This window comes from Dongia sp. (genome assembly GCF_041906375.1).
In the GTDB taxonomy this organism is placed as follows: Bacteria; Pseudomonadota; Alphaproteobacteria; order Dongiales; family Dongiaceae; genus Dongia.
Genome location: NZ_JAYRJJ010000006.1, coordinates 89,956 through 109,265 on the forward strand (window position 1 = coordinate 89,956; position 19,310 = coordinate 109,265).

Below are 19,310 nucleotides of genomic sequence, written 5' to 3' on the forward strand. Positions count from 1 at the left end.
GAAGTTGTGAATGAGGGAGACTTTTTTGGCTTGAAATGATCAAATTGTCATCAAACCGTCATTTCTTATCCCGGACGGGGCTGATTAGGATCGCGCCGGATGCGGTTGGGGACCATGAAGAACCGGGAAATCGAATTAAAGTTGGTGCTGCCCGACAGCGGTTCCAAGATGAGGCCGGCTACGTTGCGCCGGTTGATCGGCGCCAATAAGGCAGCTCATCTCCAGAATCTTGAGACAATCTACTTCGACACGCCGGACAGCTGGTTGCGCCGCCACGGCATGGCTTTGCGCATAAGGCGGCGGGGTACGCGGCGCATCCAGACATTGAAAGCGCCGGCGGAAGCTGTGGATGGGCTGCAATCCTTCTTGGAGTTTGAGGCGGAAATAAATGGAGCCAGGCCGCAATTGGCCGCCATTTCAGATGCCAAGTTGAGGCGGTGGCTGCAAAAGGAAAAAATTCTTGAGACGGCAAGGCCGGTTTTTACGACCCGCTTCGAACGCGCTGCCTGGCTGATCAAACGGGGCGAAAGTGAAATCGAGGTGGCACTGGATCAGGGAGACATCACGTCCCGTGCCGGGTCAATGCCGATTGCCGAAATCGAACTGGAATTAAAGTCAGGGCAGCCGGTCGATCTTTTTATCTGCGCTGAACGATTGGCTGAGGACATCCCGTCACGTCTCGGACTGGTCACCAAGGCAGCGCGCGGCTATGCGCTGGTCGAGGGTAGCAAGGCCGCCCCGGTTCGCGCTGCGCCGATGGTGCTCGGTCGTAAAGACAGCGCCGGTGACGCCTTTGGCGCACTGATGCGCAATTGCCTGGAGCAATTGCGCGCCAATGAGGCGGCCATTGAACAATCCGAAGACAATGAGGCGATTCACCAATTCCGCGTCGCCATCCGACGTTTTCGTGCCGGCATCGGCGCCTTCCGCGAATTGATCGACGACGGTGCCCATGCGGTCATGTCGATCGATCTGCGCTGGCTGCAGCGGCAATTCGGCCCGGCGCGTGATCTCGACGTGTTGATTGCCGATACGCTGGTACCCATGCACGCCCGCCTGCATGGGCAGGCATCGATGGCAGCGCTATTGAGCGTTGCCGAAGACGCGCGGAACGAGGCGCGGCGGCACGCGCATCTGGCCCTCGACAATCCACGCTATGCAGTGATGCTGCTGCAGATCTATCGCCAGCTTCACACCGATGGTTGGTGTGGCAGCACGGAAGAGGCTAGGGCCGGTCTCGCCCGGCCTGCGCGCGAATTCGCCAATGCCTGGTTGGGCAGGACGCATAGGCGCCTGGTGCGCCTGGGCGGCGAACATGCCGAGCTTTCGGAGGCCGAATTGCACCGACTGCGCCTGCTGGCAAAGAAGATGCGCTATGGCGCGCAGACCTTCGCATCACTCTATCGCAGCAAACGTTCCGAGAAATACTTGCTGCATCTCGGCGCGATTCAAGACCACCTGGGCTCACTCAATGACGCTGTTGTCGGGCGGCATTTGTTGGTGGATCTGATCGGTCGATTGAAGGATCTGTCACCACAGGACGCGAGTTTGCTGCAAGGTGTCGTGCTTGGCTGGCAATCGCGCCGCATTGCGCAGGACCTGGCCGGTTTCCGAGGGACCTGGGAGGCCTTCCGCGCCCAGAAGAAGTTCTGGGGCGACGACTAGTCCTTTGCCTGCTCCTTGGGTGTCATGAAGAGGCGAAGATTACCTTGTTCGCCGTCCAATTCGCGCCACGAAGCGATGTCAAAATCGATGACTGCAACTGCGCCGGTCGGGAACTTTTCCTGCATGCGGCCGAGAGTCTTTTTGTCGCCCTGGCCAGCCAACCAGTGCGCCAAGCTGCCGATGCCTGGATTGTGGCCGATCATCAGCAAGCTTTCGACCGCGTTGTCCTTGACCTTGGCCAGTACGGCGAGCATTTCCCGCGGCAGCGCCATATAGAGGCGTTCTGTCATCTCGACAGGCACATCGTCGGGCAGGTATGGACGCAGCAGGGCCAACGTCTCACCAGCGCGTTTGGCCGTGGAACAGAGTACCCGGTCGGGTTTCAGCTTTTGCTGTCGCAGCCAGCGACCCATGGCCGGAGTTGCTGTGCGCCCGCGGTCTGAAAGTGGGCGGTCGTGATCGGCCACATCGCCGGCTTCCCAGGCCGATTTTGCGTGACGCATGAGGATCAGTGTCTTCATTCTGTCATCAAATTGAAGTAATTGATTTATAAGGAATACCAACCACCAAACGAGTGTTCTATACTGTATGCGAGGTGGCCATCTTTCGCTAGCGGCCCTTTGGGTGTCGCAGGCGGAATGGCGGTGTGGAACAGGATCGGACAAGTACAGGAAGCTGCCCGTGGACGACGCACAATTGGTTGAACCCAAGTACCAGCCGGACGCGCTGAACCGCTTCATCAACCGGGAACTTTCCTGGCTGGCTTTCAACGAGCGCGTGCTTGAAGAGGCAGGTAATAAAGCCCATCCCTTGCTGGAACGAGTTCGCTTCCTGTCGATTTCGGCGAACAACCTTGATGAATTCTACATGGTTCGCGTGGCGGGATTGCGCGGTCAGGAACGTGCCCATGTCAACGTCATTTCGGCGGACGGTCTGACACCCACACAGCAGTTGGCGGCCATCAACCAGCGTTCTGGCGAGCTGATGCGCGCCCAGCAAGTGCATTGGCGCAATCTGCGCGATGAATTGCGCGAGAATGGTCTGGCTGTGATCGAGCCATCCGAAGTGACGGGCGCGGAAATGGAATGGCTCGACAACCATTTCATGGACCAGATCTTCCCCGTGCTGACGCCGATGGCGGTCGACCCAGCGCATCCGTTCCCCTTCATTCCCAATCTCGGTTTCTCGGTTGTCCTCGAACTCCGCCAACACAGCGACGGCAAGCCGATGCGGGCCCTCATCATGCTGCCAAGTCTGCTGCCGCGCTTCGTGCGGTTGCCGGGGCGGGATCCGTATAACGTCCGATTCCTCACGCTTGAATCGGTTGTTGGGCTCTATCTCGACCGGCTCTTCCCGGGCTTCGAGGTCATCAGCAAAGGCAATTTCCGCCTTATTCGCGACAGTGAAATCGAGGTGCTGGAAGAGGCCGAAGATCTTGTGCGCCACTATGAGGTGGCGCTGAAAAGGCGGCGACGCGGCATGGTGATCCGCCTCAAAGTCAATGCCGAAATGCCGGAAGACCTGCTGTCCTTCGTCATCGACGAACTCGATGCCGACCGCCAGGAAGTGTTCGTGCTCGACGGCCTTTTGGGACTTGCGGCTATGTCGCAGCTCATCATCAGTGACCGGCCGGACCTCAAGTTCCAGACCTTCAGCCCGCGCTTCCCGGAGCGTATTCGCGAGATGGGAGGGGATTGCTTCGCCGCCATTCGGACCAAGGATATCGTCGTCCATCACCCTTACGAGAGCTTCGACGTCGTTGTGCAGTTCATCCTGCAGGCGGCGCGCGATCCCAATGTCGTGGCCATCAAGCAGACGCTCTATCGTACCAGCGACGACAGCCCCATCGTCAAGGCGCTGATCGAGGCGGCGGAAGCGGGTAAATCCGTGACGGCCCTGGTCGAATTGAAAGCGCGTTTCGATGAGGCCGCGAACATCCGCTGGGCGCGCGATCTGGAGCGTGCCGGCGTACAGGTGGTCTACGGCTTTGTCGCTCTAAAAACCCATGCGAAAGTGTCGATGGTCATGCGGCGCGAGGGCGGCAGCCTCAAGACCTATGTGCATTTCGGGACCGGCAATTACCATCCGATCACGGCGAAGATCTATACCGATCTCAGCTTCTTCACCAGCGAGCCGGGTCTTTGCCACGACGCGGCGCGCCTGTTCAACTACATGACCGGCTACGCGCGGCCAGAATCCACGGAGAAGGTCGCTTTCGCGCCGACGACGCTGCGCACGACCATTTTAAGGCTGATCGATGATGAGATCGAGCATGTGAAGGCCGGGCGGGCCGGTGCCATCTGGGTGAAACTCAATTCTCTGGTCGATAGCGGGCTCATCGACGCGCTCTACCGTGCGAGCCAGGCTGGCGTGAAGATCATGCTGATCATTCGCGGCGTTTGCTGCCTGCGACCTGGCGTAAAAGGATTGTCGGAGAACATCCGGGTCAAGAGTATCATCGGCCGTTTCCTCGAACATTCGCGCATCATCTGTTTCGGCAATGGTCATCCTCTGCCGTCGCGCCATGCCAAGGTGTTCATCTCCTCGGCGGACTGGATGCCGCGCAACATGGATCGGCGGCTGGAGATCATGGTGCCGGTTGAGAATCTGACGGTCCATCAACAGGTGCTCGATCAGATCATGATGGCGAATCTGAAGGACAATCTGCAAAGCTGGGAGTTGGATTCCGACGGTGTCTATCACCGTTTGGCGCCGGCCGAGGGGGTAGTTGGTTTCAGCGCCCACACCTATTTCATGACCAATCCAAGCCTTTCCGGCCGCGGATCGGCACTGAAGAAGCAGAAGAAAATTTCGAAACTGGATTTGCCGAAAGCCTGATACGTGACCGCATCTCTCCGCAAGGCCACCGCGACCGCCCGGGCCACGAAGTCCGGGCGCGTGGCGGTCATCGACATCGGCTCCAACTCCTTACGTCTGGTGGTTTTCGATAAGCGTTCGCGCTGTCCGGTTCCCGTCTTCAACGAGAAGGCGCAGCCGGGGCTCGGCAAAGGACTGGAGCGTCACGGCCTGCTCAACCCGAATGGGACCGAAGCGGCGATCGTCAATATTCGCCGCTTTGTCAATATGGCCGAGGCAATGGGTGTCGACAGCATCGCATTACTGGCAACCGCTGCGGTGCGCGATGCCAAGGATGGCAAGGCCTTCGCTGCGCAAATCGAGAAGCAGACGGGGCGTAAAGTTCAAATCGTCAGCGGCGAGGATGAGGCCAAGCTCTCGGCGATGGGTGTGCTGGCCGGCATTCCGGAAGCAGACGGACTGATGGGGGATCTTGGCGGCGGCAGTCTCGAGCTCGTGCGCCTGCAAGGCGGAGAGATCTGCGAACATGTCACCTTGCCATTGGGGCCGCTGCGCCTGGTCGAGGCGACAAACGGCAATATCGACGAGGCGCAGCGCCTGATCGATCGACAGCTGGAGAAATTGCCCTGGCTTTCCGAAGTGAAGGGCAAGACGCTTTATCCGGTCGGCGGGACCTGGCGTTCCCTGGCGCGTATTCACATGGAGCAGGCCCATTATCCGCTCCATGTGATCCACGAATACCGCATGACGCGGCGGCAAAGCGAAGAGCTGGCCAGTGTGCTATCCCATCTTGGCAAGAAGTCGTTGGCCAATATCGTCGGCATGTCGCGCCGCCGCCTGGAGACATTGCCCTATGGCGCGCTTGTTCTTGAGCGCCTGATCAAGGCCGTGAAGCCGGAATGCGTCCTCTATTCGGCCTATGGATTGCGTGAAGGTTACCTATTCAGCACGTTGGATGCGGCTGCCCAGCAGGGAGATCCGCTTTTGGTTGGATGTGCCGAAATGGGCGGCGCCGATGGCAGATTCGGTTCGGTCAGCGATTTGTTGGACGACTGGCTGGCCCCCTTGTTCCGGTCGGAAGGGAAAGCGCGGGCGCGCCTGCGCGAAGCGGCCTGTCTGCTGTCGGATATTGCCTGGCGGGAACATCCCGACTATCGCGCCGAGCATGCGTTCCTGCGCGTATTGCGGCTGCCTGTGGCGGGCATTACGCATCCCGAGCGTGTCATTCTGGCGCTCATCATTTCGGCACGCTATGGCGGCAGCCATGACGCGCCCTATGTCCAGAACCTGACCAGCCTTCTTGAAGACAGCGACAAGGCCTTCGCGGCCCGTGCCGGCGCCGCTTTGCGCCTGGCATATGCCCTGAGCGCCGGGACCGAGCATATGCTCAACCTGACATCGATCGAAAAGCGCAATGATCGCCTGGAATTGCATCTGCCGAAAGACGGCGGCGCTCTTTTCGGGGAGGCCATTCAGCGTCGACTGGACGCCGTTGGCCGCGCCTTCGGCTTGCCGGTGGCCATCGTCTGAGACCCGGACCACACCATGCCCGGAATTTCATCCGGGCATGGGAGTCTGGTTTAGGCGATCGGATCGATCAGCGGCCGTCCGGCGAAGAAGGCGTCGAGATTGTCGAGCGCCTTGAAGCCCATGGCATTGCGGGTGTCGATCGTGGCACTGCCTAGATGCGGCAGCAGGAACACGTTCGACAATTCGCGGTAGGCCGGGTTGAGGTTCGGTTCGTTTTCGAACACGTCGAGGCCGGCTGCAAACAGCTTGCCGGATTTCAGTGCAGCAATCAGCGCGGTATCGTCGACCAAGCCGCCGCGTGCGGTGTTCACTACGATTGCGCCGGTTGGCATCTTGGCGATGCGATCGGCGTTCAGCCAATGCTGCGTCTCCGGGCCACCCGGCGCGTTGATCGAGAGAAAGTCGCAATGCGGCAGCATGTCCTCGGCGGTCTTGTGATAGATGGCGCCTTGTTCCAGGTCGGGCGCCAGGCGGCTGCGGTTGTAGTAATGGATCGTCATGTCGAAGGCGCGGGCGCGCTTTGCGACGGCCTGGCCGATACGGCCCATGCCGAAGATGCCGAGGCGCTTCCCGGTAGCATGAACACCCAGCATGTAGACGGTTGACCATGACTTCCATGTGCCTTCGCGGACAGCGCGTTCCCCTTCATAGGCGCGGCGGGCGGCGCCGAGGAGGAGGAGCAGGGCGATATCGGCGGTGGCATCCGTGAGTACGTCCGGCGTGTTCGACGCCTTGATGCCTCGCGCCTTGAGTGCCGGGACGTTGATGTGCTCAAATCCGACCGAAAAGGTCGCGATCATCTTGACCGAAGCCGGGAGTTTTTCGACCAGGTCCGGATTGATCTTGTCGACCGGGGTGACCAGCAGCGCATCCTTGCCCTGAGCCCGGGTCAGCAATTCGTCGGCGGACATGACATGGTCGTCGGCATTGAGTTCCACCTCGTAGCTGGCCGAGACACGCTTGGTGACGTCGTCGGGCAGGCGGCGGGTGATCAGCAGTTTGGGCCGGGCAGTCATCTGGTTCCCCTAGGGTCATGGCGGCCGTCGGGCGGTAGGCCCGGGGCTCGTAAAACGGCGGTTGGTGGCGTCTATCATGCAAAGTGGCTGCATGCCATACTTGCCAGGAACGGCTGCAACTGCCTCGTGAACGACAAGAAAGGGCGTCGCTTTTGTCGATCTACCGCAATTTCCTGGTCACCGCCCTGTTTGGGGGCTTCGCCTTCTTCGCTGTCGGGCCGGCCCAGGCAGACCTGTTGCCCCACCGCGTCGTCTATACTCTCGACTTGGGTACCAGTGGAACGCTCACCGGCGGCAACGGCTTGATGACCTTTGAAATTAAGGACGTCTGCGACGGCTGGGCCATGGATTTGAAGGCTGAGATCGCCTTGGCGGGGGAGGACGGCGAGATTCACCGGCTGGGCTGGAGCCAGGTCAGCTGGGAATCGAAGGACGGCAAGCGGTACCGCTATTTCACCCGCGAATTGTCGGACAAGGATGAGACCTCCCGCCGGCGCGGCGAAGCGCGTCGCGAGACGGCCGACGGTGCCGCTGAAGTCGTGGCCGACCTGCCCCAGCAGGCCGAATTCACCTTGCCGGCAGGGACGCTCTTTCCGGTGCAGCACACCTTGGCGCTGATCAAGGGCGATGCGGCGGGCGAAGCCTATGTGCTGGCCAACCTCTTCGATGGGTCGATCGGCAATGAGGCGGTCCAGGTCGGAGCGGCTTTGGGGCCAGGCGCGCTGGATTGGACACCGCCAGGCAAATCCTTCCCAGACCTCAAGGGCGTGCGCTCATTTCCGGCCGCCCTGGCATTCTACATGAGCGGTTCACCAGAAGGTGTCCCGGACACGGAGCAGGGCATGCGGCTCTATAGCAATGGGGTAGTCGGTAGCCTGACTTTCTCCTTGGGCGATCTGAAAGTCCACGCGATCATGGATGAACTGACGCCACTGAAGCCGGAGAGCTGCTAGACCTCATTTAAGGGTCTTCAGGCTGCGGCCCTTGACGATGGCGTCCTTGCCGAGTTTGGCGCGGACAGTGTCCATAGCCGCCTCGACCCGACGGCGGCGGTCTGCGTCAGGATCTGCAAGGTCGATTGGGTCTGCATCCTCGTCCCCGTGTAGGGAGTCGACACCGATGCCGATAAGTCGATACCAATCGCCGGTCGCTTCTTTCTGGAGCAGGGCAAGGCCTGCGCGATAGAGCGTTTCTGCCAGCTGCGACGGGGCGGGCAGGCGCGATTGGCGCGTCACAAGACGGAAGCCGGCTGTCTTCAACTTGATATGAACGACCTGGCCAGCCAAATTTGCTGCCTTGAGCCGATGGGCGACCTTTTCGCAAAGCGGCCAAAGCTCGCCTGCCAAAGTGTCGACATCGGCAATGTCTACATCGAAGGTGGTCTCGGCGGAGATACTCTTGGCGGCGCCGTCGGGCTCGACGCGCCGGCTGTCGAGCCCCCGCGCCAGATGCCAGATATGCGCGCCCATCTGCCCGTAGCGGCGGAAGAGGTCATCCAGGGGCATTTGCTGGACCTGGCCCATGGTAACGATGCCATCCTTGGCCAATTGCTCGCGCATGACCTTGCCGACGCCCCAGATCATGCCGACGGACCGGCTGGCCAGAAATGACATGGTCTCAGCCTTGCCGATGATGGAGAAGCCGCGCGGCTTGTCGAGGTCGGAGGCTAGCTTGGCCAGGAATTTGTTGTGGCTGAGACCCACCGACACGGTGACGCCAATCTCGGTCTCGACACGTTTGGCGAGCCGGTTCAGGGACTGCGCCGCACTCATTTTGTGAAGCGCCGCGGTTCCGGTGAGATCGAGAAAGGCCTCATCGATTGAAATCGGCTCGACGAGGGGTGACAGTGCATTCATCAATTTACGAATTTCTTCGGCAACCCGTCGATATTTGGCCATATCAGGCGGCAGTACGATAGCCTCGGGGCAAAGCTTTCGGGCCGTGAACATTGGCATGGCGGAGCGGACGCCATTCAAGCGGGCGATATAGCAGGCGGTGGAGACGACCCCTCGGTGCCCACCGCCGATGATCAGGGGCTTGTCGCAGAGTTCCGGCCGGTCCCGCTTCTCGACGGCGGCATAGAACGCGTCACAATCGACATGGCCGATGCTCAGACTTTCCAGTTCAGGGTGAAACTGGACGCGCGGCGAACGGCAAGCAGGGCAGCGCGCCGCTGGCGGTTTACCGCCGCTTTCCCCATCAGAAATGTGGGGATCGGAGAAATTAGCTTCACATTCGCGACAAAAGCCGGCCACCGTCAGGCTCCCAATTGGTCGCCATAAATATTAACGACGTTCGGATTCACCTTGGAATTTTCGTCGAACATTTACTAATATGGCATTGAAAAGTCGGCGGGAATAGGGTCGAGTGACGATTGTGCCGACCCTATGGAGTCGGTGTGTGGGGGTGCCGGTATCTGGGCCGGTGGGAGGATATATGGCAGACCAGCTAACGTCCGAAGAAAAGCGTAAAAAAGCGGCGTCCAAGACGATTCTGATCGTCGAAGATAACGAACTCAACATGAAGCTTTTCCACGATCTCATCCAGGCGCAGGGTTACAACATCCTGCAGACCAAGGACGGGATGGACGCACTTAAACTGGCGCGCCAGCACAAGCCGGATTTGATCCTGATGGACATCCAATTGCCGGAGGTGTCCGGCCTCGAAGTCACAAAATGGATCAAGGAAGACGACAATCTTCGTGCGATCCCGATCATCGCGGTCACCGCCTTCGCCATGAAAGGCGACGAAGAAAAGATCCGCGAAGGTGGCTGCGAGGCGTATATCGCCAAGCCTATTTCCGTCGTCCAGTTCCTGGAGACCGTCGACCGTTTCCTGCAATAGCACGGCAGGCTGATTAAATGTCTGCTCGCATTCTGGTCGTCGATGACATACCGGCGAACGTCCGCTTGCTTGAAGCCAAGCTGGCTGCTGAGTATTTCGAGGTTGTGAGTGCGGCCAGCGGCAAGGAAGCCCTCGAACTCATCGACAAGCAAATCCCCGATATCGTCCTGCTCGACGTGATGATGCCGGAAATGGATGGCTTCGAGGTCTGCGCGCGTATTCGCGCAAACCCCCGAACGCATTTCCTGCCCGTGGTGATGGTGACGGCGCTGAGCGACCCCAGCGACCGCGTGCGTGGCCTTGAGGCCGGCGCCGACGATTTCCTGACCAAGCCGGTCAATGATCTTGCGCTCTTTGCCCGCGTTCGTTCGCTGGTGCGCCTGAAGATGATCATGGACGAATGGCGGATGCGCGAGCAGACATCCGGCCAGTTCGATCTCCTCGGTACCAACGAACCGGAAGTGAATGAAGACCGCAACGCTTCGGTCCTGCTGGTCGAAAGCTTTGCTCCGGCGGCGCAGCGTGTGGTTCAGGTCCTGGCCAAGGACGACGATACTGTCGAGGTGACCGACAATCTCGCCAGGGCGCAGGAATTGGCGGCGCAAAAGCGCTATGATCTCATCATCACCAATATCCAGGTTGGTGGCGAGGATGGATTGCGTCTGTGCTCGCATCTGCGTTCACAGGAAGAGACGCGGCAGGTGCCAATTCTGCTGATCGTTGAAGAATTTGATATGCCCAGGCTCATCAAGGGCCTCGATATCGGCGCCAGCGACTATCTGATGAAGCCGATCGATCCCAATGAGCTGCTGGCGCGCGTGCGCATTCAAGTGCGTCGGCGCCGCTATCAGGACCGCCTGCGCGCGAATTATGAGCGCAGCCTGTCGCTGGCGCTCACCGACAGCCTTACCGGCCTCTATAACCGTCGCTATGCCATGCGCCACCTCGATGGCCTCATGGACCGGGTCAAGGAGAGTGGCAAGGCGTTGAGTGTGCTGGTCTGCGATCTCGACCGTTTCAAGACCGTCAATGATACATATGGCCATGCCGCGGGCGACGAAGTGCTGAAGCAGTTCGCCCAGCGCGCCACGGCGGCAATGCGTAACTTCGACATGGTGGCGCGTACGGGTGGCGAGGAGTTCGTATGCCTGCTGCCTGACACCGATGGCCAGGCGGCTCTGAAGGTTGCCGAACGCCTGTGCAAGCGCGTCGCGGAGACACCGATGAAGGTGGATGGCGCGCCGAATAGCGAATTGACCGTTACGGTATCGATCGGCCTGGCGGCGACGACAAAGGTCATACCGGGCGAAGAGTTGCTGAAGGTCGCTGATGCCGCCCTTTACCGCGCTAAACAGAACGGGCGTAACCAGGTTATTGCTGATCCCAGTGCCTTGATTTGATCCGCGGTCACGCGGTTTCGGCGCCGTAATAGAGCGTCACCACATGACGGGCTTCGGCAAAAAACAGCCAGCGTTCGGCTAGGGTGCCCGTTGCGTTGGCGAGAACGGCAACGACCAGCAATGGCAGGCTGAGCGCCGGCAGCAACAAGGCAAGGATTGTGCAGACGAGGGGGGTAGCGAAAGCGCTACCCCAGACGATGCGACGCAACTGCTGGGCATGCTTGCGCGCCACCTTGAACCCCATTTCCTTCAGCAGGTAATTCTCTTCCGTATGCGGGGCAGCGAACAGGCGCACCTTGCCAAATCGGCCGAGGCCCGTCGCGGTGCCGGACGTTGCCGTACCGATGTCGGTATCGACGAAGCGCCAATATCCTTGCTTGACGAAGGCCGCAGCAATCACGGTTGCCAGGCTGAGGATGCCGGTGCTCAAGCCGTACAAGGCGAATAGCGATGCCAACAGGCTCAGCCACAAGCTGCCGGTTGCAAAGCCCATGCTGAGATAAGCCGGAACGGTCCAGCCATTGCTCCAGCGACGGACGGTCCTGAGACTGGCATAGATCATCGCCGTGCAGCAGATGGTGGCCACCGCCAACAGGATCAGGAGCAGGGCAGGCAACGCCCAGATCTGCTCCCAGAAGACCCAGCCCAGTGCCGTGACGCCGGCTGGCACGAAGGTCGCTACTGCCAACACTCCCTCCCGGGACAGCCAGGACGAGCGCCATTGGGAAAAGGCGCGCCAAGCGCGCTCGGGCCTCCCCAGATGGTAGGTAGAGGACAGCAGACCCGCCGTGACGGCGATGAGGCCAACCAGAAAACCGGTCAGCCCGAACCAGCGTTCTGCCGGCAGGAGGCCAACCAGGCCAAAAGCGCTGATCAGCACCATCAACGCGTAACCTGCGCCGGATGCGGTCGTGAAGAAGATGACGGAATAGGCGGGATACATGGTGCCTCAGCGGGTCAGGAGCCGGTCGACCCAGCGCAGGAAGGGGTGCGCGGTGAGGTCGACAGAGTCAGCCCTGGTCACGGCAGGCGTTGTGTTGGCGCAGGTCGAGCCATCCTGGCGCGGCCGTGGAGGCAGATATTTGTTGGTTGGACGATAGTCCATCTCGGGCATCAGATCGTAACCCTCGCGCTCGGCGACCAATTGAGAGACACTTGAGCTGGGATCGCCGAGGTCACCGAAATGCCTTGCGCCCACCGGACAGGTCGAGACGCAGGCGGGTACGCGTTCGACGACGTCCAGCGTTTCATTATAGATGCGGTCGACGCAGAGAGTGCACTTCTTCATGACACCGACATCTTCATCGAACTCGCGGGCGCCGTACGGACAGGCCCAGGAGCAAAGCTTGCAGCCGATGCAGATATCTTCATTGACGAGGACAATGCCGTCCGCCGCCCGCTTGAACGACGCTCCGGTCGGGCAGACGGTGACACAATCCGGTTTCTCGCAATGCAGGCATGATTTGGGGAAGTGAACGGTGCGCCCCTCGGCACCTTCACCGGCTTCAAACGTATGAATGCGGTTGAACCAGACACCGCTCGGCTTTTCGCCGAAGGCGTCGAAATCGGTGAGCGGGGCCATATGGCCGCCGGCATTCCATTCCTTGCAATTGACAGCGCAGGCGTGGCAGCCGACGCAGATGTCGAGATCGATGACCAGGCCGAGGCGCCGGGCTGCTGGCTGGGTTGGAAGGGAGGTCATCCGGCGGCGCCCTTCTTCATATCGGCACCATACCGAACCGTGGCGTTCGGCGCCTGTCCGCGACGCGGCTGCGACGCAAAGCTAGGTTCCGTAGCGCCCGCCTCGTCAGCTGTGCATTTGCGCAAGCGGATCTTGAGGTCGAACCACGCGGCTTGCCCTGTTACCGGGTCAGAATTTGTGTAGCGATAGCCATCGTCGCGCGGCGGCAGCAGTTCGCTGATGACGTGGTTGAGCAGGAATCCCGCCTTCGCTTCGGGTGCCTGCGGTGCCAAATTCCAGGCGCCCTTGCGCTTGCCAATGGCATTCCAGGTCCAGACCGTGCCGGCGTGAACGCCGTCCATCAACTTGACCTCAGCCTTCACGCGGCCGTGCGCGCTTTCGATCCAGACCCAGTCGCCATCGGTAAGATCAAGCGCAGTCGCTGTCTGATGATGGACGAAGAGCGGGTTACGGGCCTGTAATTGCCGGAGCCACACATTATGGGTGCCCCAGGAATGATACATATGCATCGGCCGCTGCGTGAGCGCATGCAATGGAAACCCATCAGCCGTCTCTGCCTCGCCAAAGGGCGGATACCAGATAGGCAGCGGGTCGGCGAAGGATTTCAACCGGGCCCGATCCGCCTCATTCGGTGGCTGTTTCGGTCCGAACCCTTCGGCCGCGAGCTGGAAGCGGCGCAACGGTTCGGAATAGAGCTGCAGCACCATCGGATCCGGGCTATCGATAAGCCCACGCGCCGTGGCCCAATTGAGATAGTCGAGATTGCCGAAGCGGAAAAAGCGCGCGCCGTCCGGAATTTCCATCTGGTGGAAGCAGCCATTGGCGATATAGCGCTGGATCTGGTCCGGATTCGGCTTGCCGCGCCCTTCGTCCGATCCGTCGCCGCGGAAGCCGCTCAACATGCCGATGCCTGGCTTGCGCTCATGCTTCAAGATGTAGTCGTGCAGGCCTCCGGGATAGAGCGCGGTACCGTCCTCGGCGACCATGCCGGGAAGTTTCAAGCGCGTGCCGATGTCGAGCAGCACATCCTGGAAGGGACGCACGTCCCGGTCCGGCTTCAGTACCGGCTGGCGGATGGCGTCGCCGGCGGCATCGGCGTGACTGATCGGCCGGTCGAGCAGTGAGATGCAGTCCCACCGTTCGAGATAGGTCGTGTCGGGCAGGATGAGATCGGCAAAGGCTACCGTTTCGGAATAGTAGGCATCGCTGTAGATCACATAGGGGATGCGATATTCGCCGGTTTCCGGGTCCTTGTCCTTCAACATGTCCATGGTCCCCGCCGTGTTCATTGACGAGTTCCAGGCCATGTTGGCCATGTAGAGGAACAGGGTGTCGATTGGATATGGATCACCCTTCCAGGCGTTGTGGATGACCATATGCATCAGCCCGTGGAGGGCCAGTGGCGCCTCCCACGAATAGGCCTTGTCGATCCGCAACGGATTGCCGACCGCATCCACCAGCAGATCCTTCGGCCCCTGGGGAAAGCCCAGCGGCATCCCGGCCAAGGGCTGGTTGGGACCGACCATCGGCGACGGTGTGGGGCCAGAACCGGGAACCCGCGGGAAGGGCGGCTTGTAGCGCCAGCCGCCCGGGCAGTCGATGCTGCCCAGCAGCATCTGCAGCACATGGATAGCCCGGCAGGTCTGAAATCCATTGGAATGCGCCGACACGCCACGCATTGCATGCATTGAGATCGGTCGCCCAATGATGCTGTCATGTCGCCGGCCGGCCCAATCGGTCCAGGGTGTCTTGATCTCGATCGTCTGGGCAAAGGCCACGTCCGCCAGTTCGGCGGCGATCCGGCGGATCGTGTCTGCCGGAATGCCGATCTGGGGCGAAACAGCCTCGGGCGCGTAAGCCGCATCGAGATAGCGTGTGACCAGGAGATCGAGAACGGTCCGTGCCGGTCGGCCGTCCGGCAGGGTGATCTGGCCGATCAGATGAGGCCGTACACCAGCCCGCAGAGCATCGACGAAATGGCCGCTGCTGCGGTCGAGGCAGAGTGGGTCGCCTTCCTGGTTGCGATAGACCAGGCCGTGCTCCTCAGTGCCAGGCGCATTGACGACCAACCATGGTGCGTTTGTGTAGCGGACCAGGAAGTCGAGATCGATCTTGTCGTTGCGCAGCAATTCATGGATCAGCGACAGAACGAAGAGACCGTCCGTGCCTGGCTTGATTCCGACCCATTCGTCGGCAATCGCGGAATATCCGGTACGGATCGGGTTTACCGAGACGAACTTGGCACGGTTGTCCGCGGGCCGGCTCTTCAGCTGGCCAAGGCCGATCTTGATCGGGTTGCTGTCGTGATCCTCGGCGACGCCGAACATCAGGAAATATTTGGTGCGTTCCCAGTCGGGTTCACCGAATTCCCAGAAGGCCCCGCCGAGGGAATAGAGGCCCGCAGCCGCCATGTTGACCGAGCAGAACCCGCCATGAGCGGCGAAATTGGGCGTACCGAACTTCGATGCCCACCAACCGGTCAGGGCCTGGCTCTGGTCACGGCCGGTAAAGAAGGCAAGACGCTTTGGGTCGCTGGATCGAATTTTCGCCAACCGTTCAGTGGCGATTGCAAGTGCCTCGTCCCACTCGATTTCGACGAACTCGCCGGCACCACGTTCGCCAATTCGCTTCAAGGGCTTGGTGAGTCTGGCCGGGGAGTACTGAGTCATGATTCCGGCGGAACCCTTAGCGCAGAGGACGCCCTTGTTCACCGGGTGGTCGCGGTTGCCTTCGATATAGCGGATCTGTCCGTTCTTCAAATGCACCTTGATGCCACAGCGGCAGGCGCACATGTAGCAGGTCGTCGCTTTCACCTCGTCATCGGCAGGCACCGAATAGTCGATCTTCTGCTCGCCCGGCCGGTCGGCAGGCGTCGCGATCTTCTCCGCCAGAAAGCGCGGCTTGGTCATGGGATGAGGCGTGACCTGGCTGGTTGCACTGGCATCAGTATTCGCTGAACACTTCCTTGAAGATGCGCCAGATTTCGTCGATATCGGCCTTTGTGGCGACGAGTGCCGGCGCGCAGATTCCGGCATCGCCGGTGAACTTGATATGCAGACCCTTGGCAAACAGGCGCTTGGTGGCGTCGAAGCCACGCAGGCCAGGTCGCGCCGCCGGTGCCAGATCGATACCGCACAGCATGCCATAGCCGCGAATGTCGGTCACGGACTTGACGCTCTGCAGCGAATACATGCGGTCGAGGAAATAGGGTGACATTTCCGCAGCGCGTTCGAACAGTCCTTCCTTCTCATAGACATTGAGGGTGGCGATGCCGGCGGCACATGCAGCCGGGTGGGCCGAGTATGTGTAGCCATGGAAAAACTCGACCGCGCCATCGAGAGCGGAGCTGGTGACAGTGTGATAGATCTTCTCGCTTACCGCGACGGCACCCATCGGCAGGGCGCCATTGGTGAGTGCCTTGGCCATGGTGATGATATCGGGTGTCACACCGAAGCTTTGCGCGGCGAAGGCCTTGCCGGTGCGACCGAAACCGCAGATGACTTCATCGAACACCAGCAGGATGCCGTTCTTGTCGCAGATTTCGCGCAGGCGCTCGAGATAACCCTTCGGCGGAATCAGCACGCCGGTGGAGCCAGCGATCGGCTCCACGAAGCAGGCCGCAATGGATTTAGGGCCATAGAGATCGATAAAGCGCTGCAGGTCGTTGGCAAGATCGGCGCCATTCTCCGGCTGGCCGCGCGTGAAGCGGGCCTCCGGCTGCCAAGTGTGCCGCAGATGAGCAACGCCCGGCATGACTGCGCCGAAGGTTTCACGGTTCCGCACCATGCCGCTCAAGGAGACGCCGCCGATATTGACGCCATGATAGGCACGTTCGCGGCTGACAAAGCGCGTCCGCTGGCCCTCGCCCTTGGCGACATGATAGGCAAGCGCGATCTTGATCGCTGTCTCGACGGCTTCAGAACCGGAATTGCAGAAGAAGACGTAGTCGAGGTCGCCGGGGGTGATCTTGGCGACCTTCTGGGCGAGTTCGAAGGAAGAGGGATGGCCAACCTGGAAGTGCGGCGTGTAGTCGATTTCCTTCATGGACGCATGGACAGCGTCGATGATTTCGGTGCGGCCATGGCCGGCAGCGCAGCAAAACAGTCCAGACGAGGCGTCGATCAGTTTTTCGCCCTTGTGGTTCCAATAGTGCATGCCCTGGGCTTTGACCATCAGGCGGGGTTCCGCCTTGAAGTCGCGGTTCGAGGTGAAGGGCATCCAATGGTTTTCGAGGGTGTTCGCGGTGTATTGCATCACTGGCTCTCCCGAATCGATCCGCCTGATTTCACAGGCCTATTTGCGACAATCCTAGGCCGTTGGAGAAGAGAAAGCCAAGGGTGCAGGCAGTCCGAATACCGGGGGCCAGGGTATGAGATCGCCCGCACCTAGGCGGCACCCTCTCGGCTGCGCAGGATCTGGCTGACGAGTTCGTAGTCGGCGGGCTTGTCTACATCGATCGGCGCCTCGGCAAAGGGCAGCAGAACCGGTCGAATGTGCGCGCCGGTAAGACGCGAGACATGTGCGAAAGCATCGTCGAGGCTGAGTTGGCCACAAACCATGCGCAGGAGAGCCAGAGGCCCGACTTCCCACACCAGCCGCCAGGGCTTTTTGCGATGCCGTTCCATGCGCTGCCAATAGGCGGCAACTTTCTTAGCGCCCTCGCTACGGGCGAGAAAGAGATTGCACCCGCTGAAGCGGCGCCCCTTGAACCGATAGAATGTCCGGATGGCGTCGGGATAGACAGCTGTCACTGTCTCCGCTTCGGCAAGGCCGACGCTGAGCTCAGCACCGGGTGGCGCCGAAGCCAGCATGTGCGCCACCATCTCCGGGCGGAGAAGGGGGTGGTCGGCGGTCGTGGTGAGAAGCGGGCGGGCGAGACCAATCCTATCCAAAGCAGCGCTCAAGCTCGCCGCAGGGCTCGCCGCCGGCGGGACGATTTTTAACCGGCCGCTATTTCGCGCCTCCGCTAGCTCGGCAATTTCGTCCAGCAACGCACCGTCATCGATGCAGACGTAGACATCGCCAATGCCGGCGCAGGCGCGCATCGTCCGATAGAGCCGGAGCAACATTGGAATGCCGTTGATCGGCGCGAGAGCCTTGTGGCTGACACCGGTCAGGCTGGCGACACTGTCACCCTCGCGCCGGTTGCCGGCGAGGATCAGCGCATTGAACGTTGCGTCGGTCATGTGCCGGTCAGGCCAGCGATTTCTCATAGATACGATAGGTCTTATAGACCTTGCCACCAACGCCCTCGATGACTCGGCGCATCGGCAGATTGTCTTCGAGAATCCACGACATTTCGACGCTTTCGAGACCGCGTTTCAGGAATGGCTCTTTCAAACGGTTGAACATGAGCGGCAGCAGGGTGGCGCCCAGCACAGAGCCATGATGCTGTTTGCGAATACCCATCAAGGGAATGCGGCTCGACTTTAATGTCTTCCTCTTCAAACGCCAGAGCAGCTTGAAGACATTGAACGGCAGCAGGCTGCCATTGAAGTCGCGGATCGCCTCCATGAGATTGGGCAGGCAGACCAGCATGCCAGCCGGCTCGCCTTTCACCTCGGCGATGACGACCAGATCCGGGTCGATCAACGGCTTCATTGATTTGGCGGCCGCGGCGATTTCATCGGCAGTGAAAGGGATCATGCCCCAATTCTCGCTCCAGGCATCATTGAAGATATCCAGAATGATGCCGAGGTCGCGGGTATAGTTCTTCATGTCCAGCCCGCGCATGCGGATGGTCCCGTCGACCTGCATTTTCTCCAGCATGCGCGATGATCCCATCGGCTTATAGGCGGATTTGTCGAGGTCGTAGGCGACCAAATCCTTGAGCTTGGCAAGGCCTGCCGCTTCTACATTCTTGCCGGCATAGGGCGCATGATAGGGCATCATCAGCATGGGCAGGCTGTCGAACCCGTCGACCAGCAGCCCGGTTTCTTCATTTGTGCAGAAGCTGAGAGGGCCAACTATGCGGGTGGAACCTTCCTTGCGGAGCCAGTCGGCCACAGTGTCGATCAAGGCGCGATAGATCGCCGGGTCATCTTCAGCATCGAGCCAGCCAAAATGCCCTGTACCGGGTCGGAGTTTCTGCTCAAGCGAGCAGACCTGTGCCGAAATCCTGCCCACGGTCGTACCATCGCGCCTGGCGATGAAAAGCTGCGCCTTGGCGTGGGTGAAATATGGGTTTTTCTTGGGAGACAGGACCTCTTCACGCTCCATGTCGAGTGGAGCGACATAACCTTTTTGCCCCTGGTAGAGGCGCTTGGGCAAGGCAATGAAGGCTTTCAGCCCGGCCGCGTCGGTGACCGGAACAACCTCGATCTTTGCCATGGAAGT

Annotated in this window: 15 protein-coding genes; 6 read left to right on the forward strand and 9 right to left on the reverse strand. The window is 60.4% G+C overall.

Going from position 1 to position 19,310, the window contains the following annotated elements; all coding sequences use genetic code 11:
- The first annotated feature begins 99 nt into the window (after positions 1 to 99).
- Positions 100 to 1,665 (forward strand): CHAD domain-containing protein, encoded by a 1,566-nt coding sequence (locus tag ACE3OA_RS17825; RefSeq protein WP_374313222.1) that lies wholly within the window; start codon positions 100 to 102, stop codon positions 1,663 to 1,665.
- Here the strand turns inward: ACE3OA_RS17825 and ACE3OA_RS17830 are convergent.
- Complete coding sequence (locus ACE3OA_RS17830; protein ID WP_374313224.1) at positions 1,662 to 2,228, reverse strand: histidine phosphatase family protein; 567 nt, start codon at positions 2,226 to 2,228, stop codon at positions 1,662 to 1,664. The two genes, ACE3OA_RS17825 and ACE3OA_RS17830, sit on opposite strands and share 4 nt — an antisense overlap.
- 118 nt (positions 2,229 to 2,346) lie before the next feature.
- Here ACE3OA_RS17830 and ACE3OA_RS17835 point away from each other — a divergent pair, with 118 nt between their 5' ends.
- Both ACE3OA_RS17835 and ACE3OA_RS17840 read left to right on the forward strand, forming a co-directional pair.
- Positions 2,347 to 4,503: an RNA degradosome polyphosphate kinase gene (locus ACE3OA_RS17835; RefSeq protein ID WP_374313226.1), complete on the forward strand. Its 2,157-nt coding sequence runs from the start codon at positions 2,347 to 2,349 to the stop codon at positions 4,501 to 4,503.
- 3 nt (positions 4,504 to 4,506) lie between these two features.
- Positions 4,507 to 6,012: a Ppx/GppA family phosphatase gene (locus ACE3OA_RS17840; protein WP_374313228.1), complete on the forward strand. Its 1,506-nt coding sequence runs from the start codon at positions 4,507 to 4,509 to the stop codon at positions 6,010 to 6,012.
- Positions 6,013 to 6,062: 50 nt separating this feature from the next.
- Here the strand turns inward: ACE3OA_RS17840 and ACE3OA_RS17845 are convergent, their stop codons facing one another.
- On the reverse strand, positions 6,063 to 7,028 hold the full coding sequence (locus tag ACE3OA_RS17845) for a 2-hydroxyacid dehydrogenase (RefSeq protein ID WP_374313230.1): 966 nt from the start codon (positions 7,026 to 7,028) through the stop codon (positions 6,063 to 6,065).
- Between the two features lie 152 nt (positions 7,029 to 7,180).
- On the opposite strand from ACE3OA_RS17845, the gene ACE3OA_RS17850 reads away from it, so the two are divergent.
- Entirely contained in the window at positions 7,181 to 7,981 is an 801-nt protein-coding gene (locus tag ACE3OA_RS17850; protein ID WP_374313232.1) for an EipB family protein, read from the forward strand.
- Positions 7,982 to 7,984: 3 nt separating this feature from the next.
- Here ACE3OA_RS17850 and ACE3OA_RS17855 read toward each other — a convergent pair whose 3' ends face one another.
- Entirely contained in the window at positions 7,985 to 9,283 is a 1,299-nt protein-coding gene (locus tag ACE3OA_RS17855; protein WP_374313234.1) for a DNA polymerase IV, read from the reverse strand.
- 181 nt (positions 9,284 to 9,464) lie between these two features.
- On the opposite strand from ACE3OA_RS17855, the gene ACE3OA_RS17860 reads away from it, so the two are divergent.
- The gene (locus ACE3OA_RS17860) at positions 9,465 to 9,872 is read left to right on the forward strand and encodes a response regulator (RefSeq protein ID WP_320502777.1); all 408 of its coding nucleotides are present in this window, start codon (positions 9,465 to 9,467) and stop codon (positions 9,870 to 9,872) included.
- A gap of 17 nt (positions 9,873 to 9,889) precedes the next feature.
- Positions 9,890 to 11,272, forward strand: a complete 1,383-nt coding sequence (locus ACE3OA_RS17865) for a PleD family two-component system response regulator (protein WP_374313237.1) — start codon at positions 9,890 to 9,892, stop codon at positions 11,270 to 11,272.
- A 7-nt stretch (positions 11,273 to 11,279) separates the two neighbouring features.
- Here ACE3OA_RS17865 and ACE3OA_RS17870 read toward each other — a convergent pair whose 3' ends face one another.
- The 6 genes from ACE3OA_RS17870 to ACE3OA_RS17895 form a co-directional block, all read right to left on the reverse strand.
- Positions 11,280 to 12,215, reverse strand: a complete 936-nt coding sequence (locus ACE3OA_RS17870) for a dimethyl sulfoxide reductase anchor subunit family protein (RefSeq protein WP_374313239.1) — start codon at positions 12,213 to 12,215, stop codon at positions 11,280 to 11,282.
- A 6-nt stretch (positions 12,216 to 12,221) separates the two neighbouring features.
- Positions 12,222 to 12,974 (reverse strand): 4Fe-4S dicluster domain-containing protein, encoded by a 753-nt coding sequence (locus tag ACE3OA_RS17875; RefSeq protein WP_374313241.1) that lies wholly within the window; start codon positions 12,972 to 12,974, stop codon positions 12,222 to 12,224.
- Positions 12,971 to 15,883, reverse strand: a complete 2,913-nt coding sequence (locus ACE3OA_RS17880) for a molybdopterin oxidoreductase family protein (RefSeq protein ID WP_374313243.1) — start codon at positions 15,881 to 15,883, stop codon at positions 12,971 to 12,973. The genes ACE3OA_RS17875 and ACE3OA_RS17880 overlap by 4 nt, the downstream gene beginning before the upstream one ends.
- A gap of 34 nt (positions 15,884 to 15,917) precedes the next feature.
- Complete coding sequence (locus tag ACE3OA_RS17885) at positions 15,918 to 17,228, reverse strand: aspartate aminotransferase family protein (RefSeq protein ID WP_374313245.1); 1,311 nt, start codon at positions 17,226 to 17,228, stop codon at positions 15,918 to 15,920.
- A 131-nt stretch (positions 17,229 to 17,359) separates the two neighbouring features.
- Positions 17,360 to 18,160 carry an NTP transferase domain-containing protein gene (locus ACE3OA_RS17890; RefSeq protein ID WP_374313247.1) on the reverse strand — a complete coding sequence of 267 codons (801 nt, stop codon included), beginning with the start codon at positions 18,158 to 18,160 and terminating at the stop codon, positions 17,360 to 17,362.
- Between the two features lie 7 nt (positions 18,161 to 18,167).
- The gene (locus ACE3OA_RS17895; protein ID WP_374313249.1) at positions 18,168 to 19,304 is read right to left on the reverse strand and encodes a dATP pyrophosphohydrolase; all 1,137 of its coding nucleotides are present in this window, start codon (positions 19,302 to 19,304) and stop codon (positions 18,168 to 18,170) included.
- Positions 19,305 to 19,310: the final 6 nt, after the last annotated feature.

Coding starts and splice junctions, on each gene's coding strand:
- ACE3OA_RS17825 (WP_374313222.1), top strand. CDS start 100: ATGCGGTTGGGGACCATGAAGAACCGGGAAATCGAATTAAAGTTGGTG.
- ACE3OA_RS17845 (WP_374313230.1), bottom strand. CDS start 7,028: ATGACTGCCCGGCCCAAACTGCTGATCACCCGCCGCCTGCCCGACGAC.
- ACE3OA_RS17860 (WP_320502777.1), top strand. CDS start 9,465: ATGGCAGACCAGCTAACGTCCGAAGAAAAGCGTAAAAAAGCGGCGTCC.
- ACE3OA_RS17865 (WP_374313237.1), top strand. CDS start 9,890: ATGTCTGCTCGCATTCTGGTCGTCGATGACATACCGGCGAACGTCCGC.
- ACE3OA_RS17870 (WP_374313239.1), bottom strand. CDS start 12,215: ATGTATCCCGCCTATTCCGTCATCTTCTTCACGACCGCATCCGGCGCA.
- ACE3OA_RS17875 (WP_374313241.1), bottom strand. CDS start 12,974: ATGACCTCCCTTCCAACCCAGCCAGCAGCCCGGCGCCTCGGCCTGGTC.
- ACE3OA_RS17880 (WP_374313243.1), bottom strand. CDS start 15,883: ATGACCAAGCCGCGCTTTCTGGCGGAGAAGATCGCGACGCCTGCCGAC.
- ACE3OA_RS17885 (WP_374313245.1), bottom strand. CDS start 17,228: ATGCAATACACCGCGAACACCCTCGAAAACCATTGGATGCCCTTCACC.
- ACE3OA_RS17890 (WP_374313247.1), bottom strand. CDS start 18,160: ATGACCGACGCAACGTTCAATGCGCTGATCCTCGCCGGCAACCGGCGC.
- ACE3OA_RS17895 (WP_374313249.1), bottom strand. CDS start 19,304: ATGGCAAAGATCGAGGTTGTTCCGGTCACCGACGCGGCCGGGCTGAAA.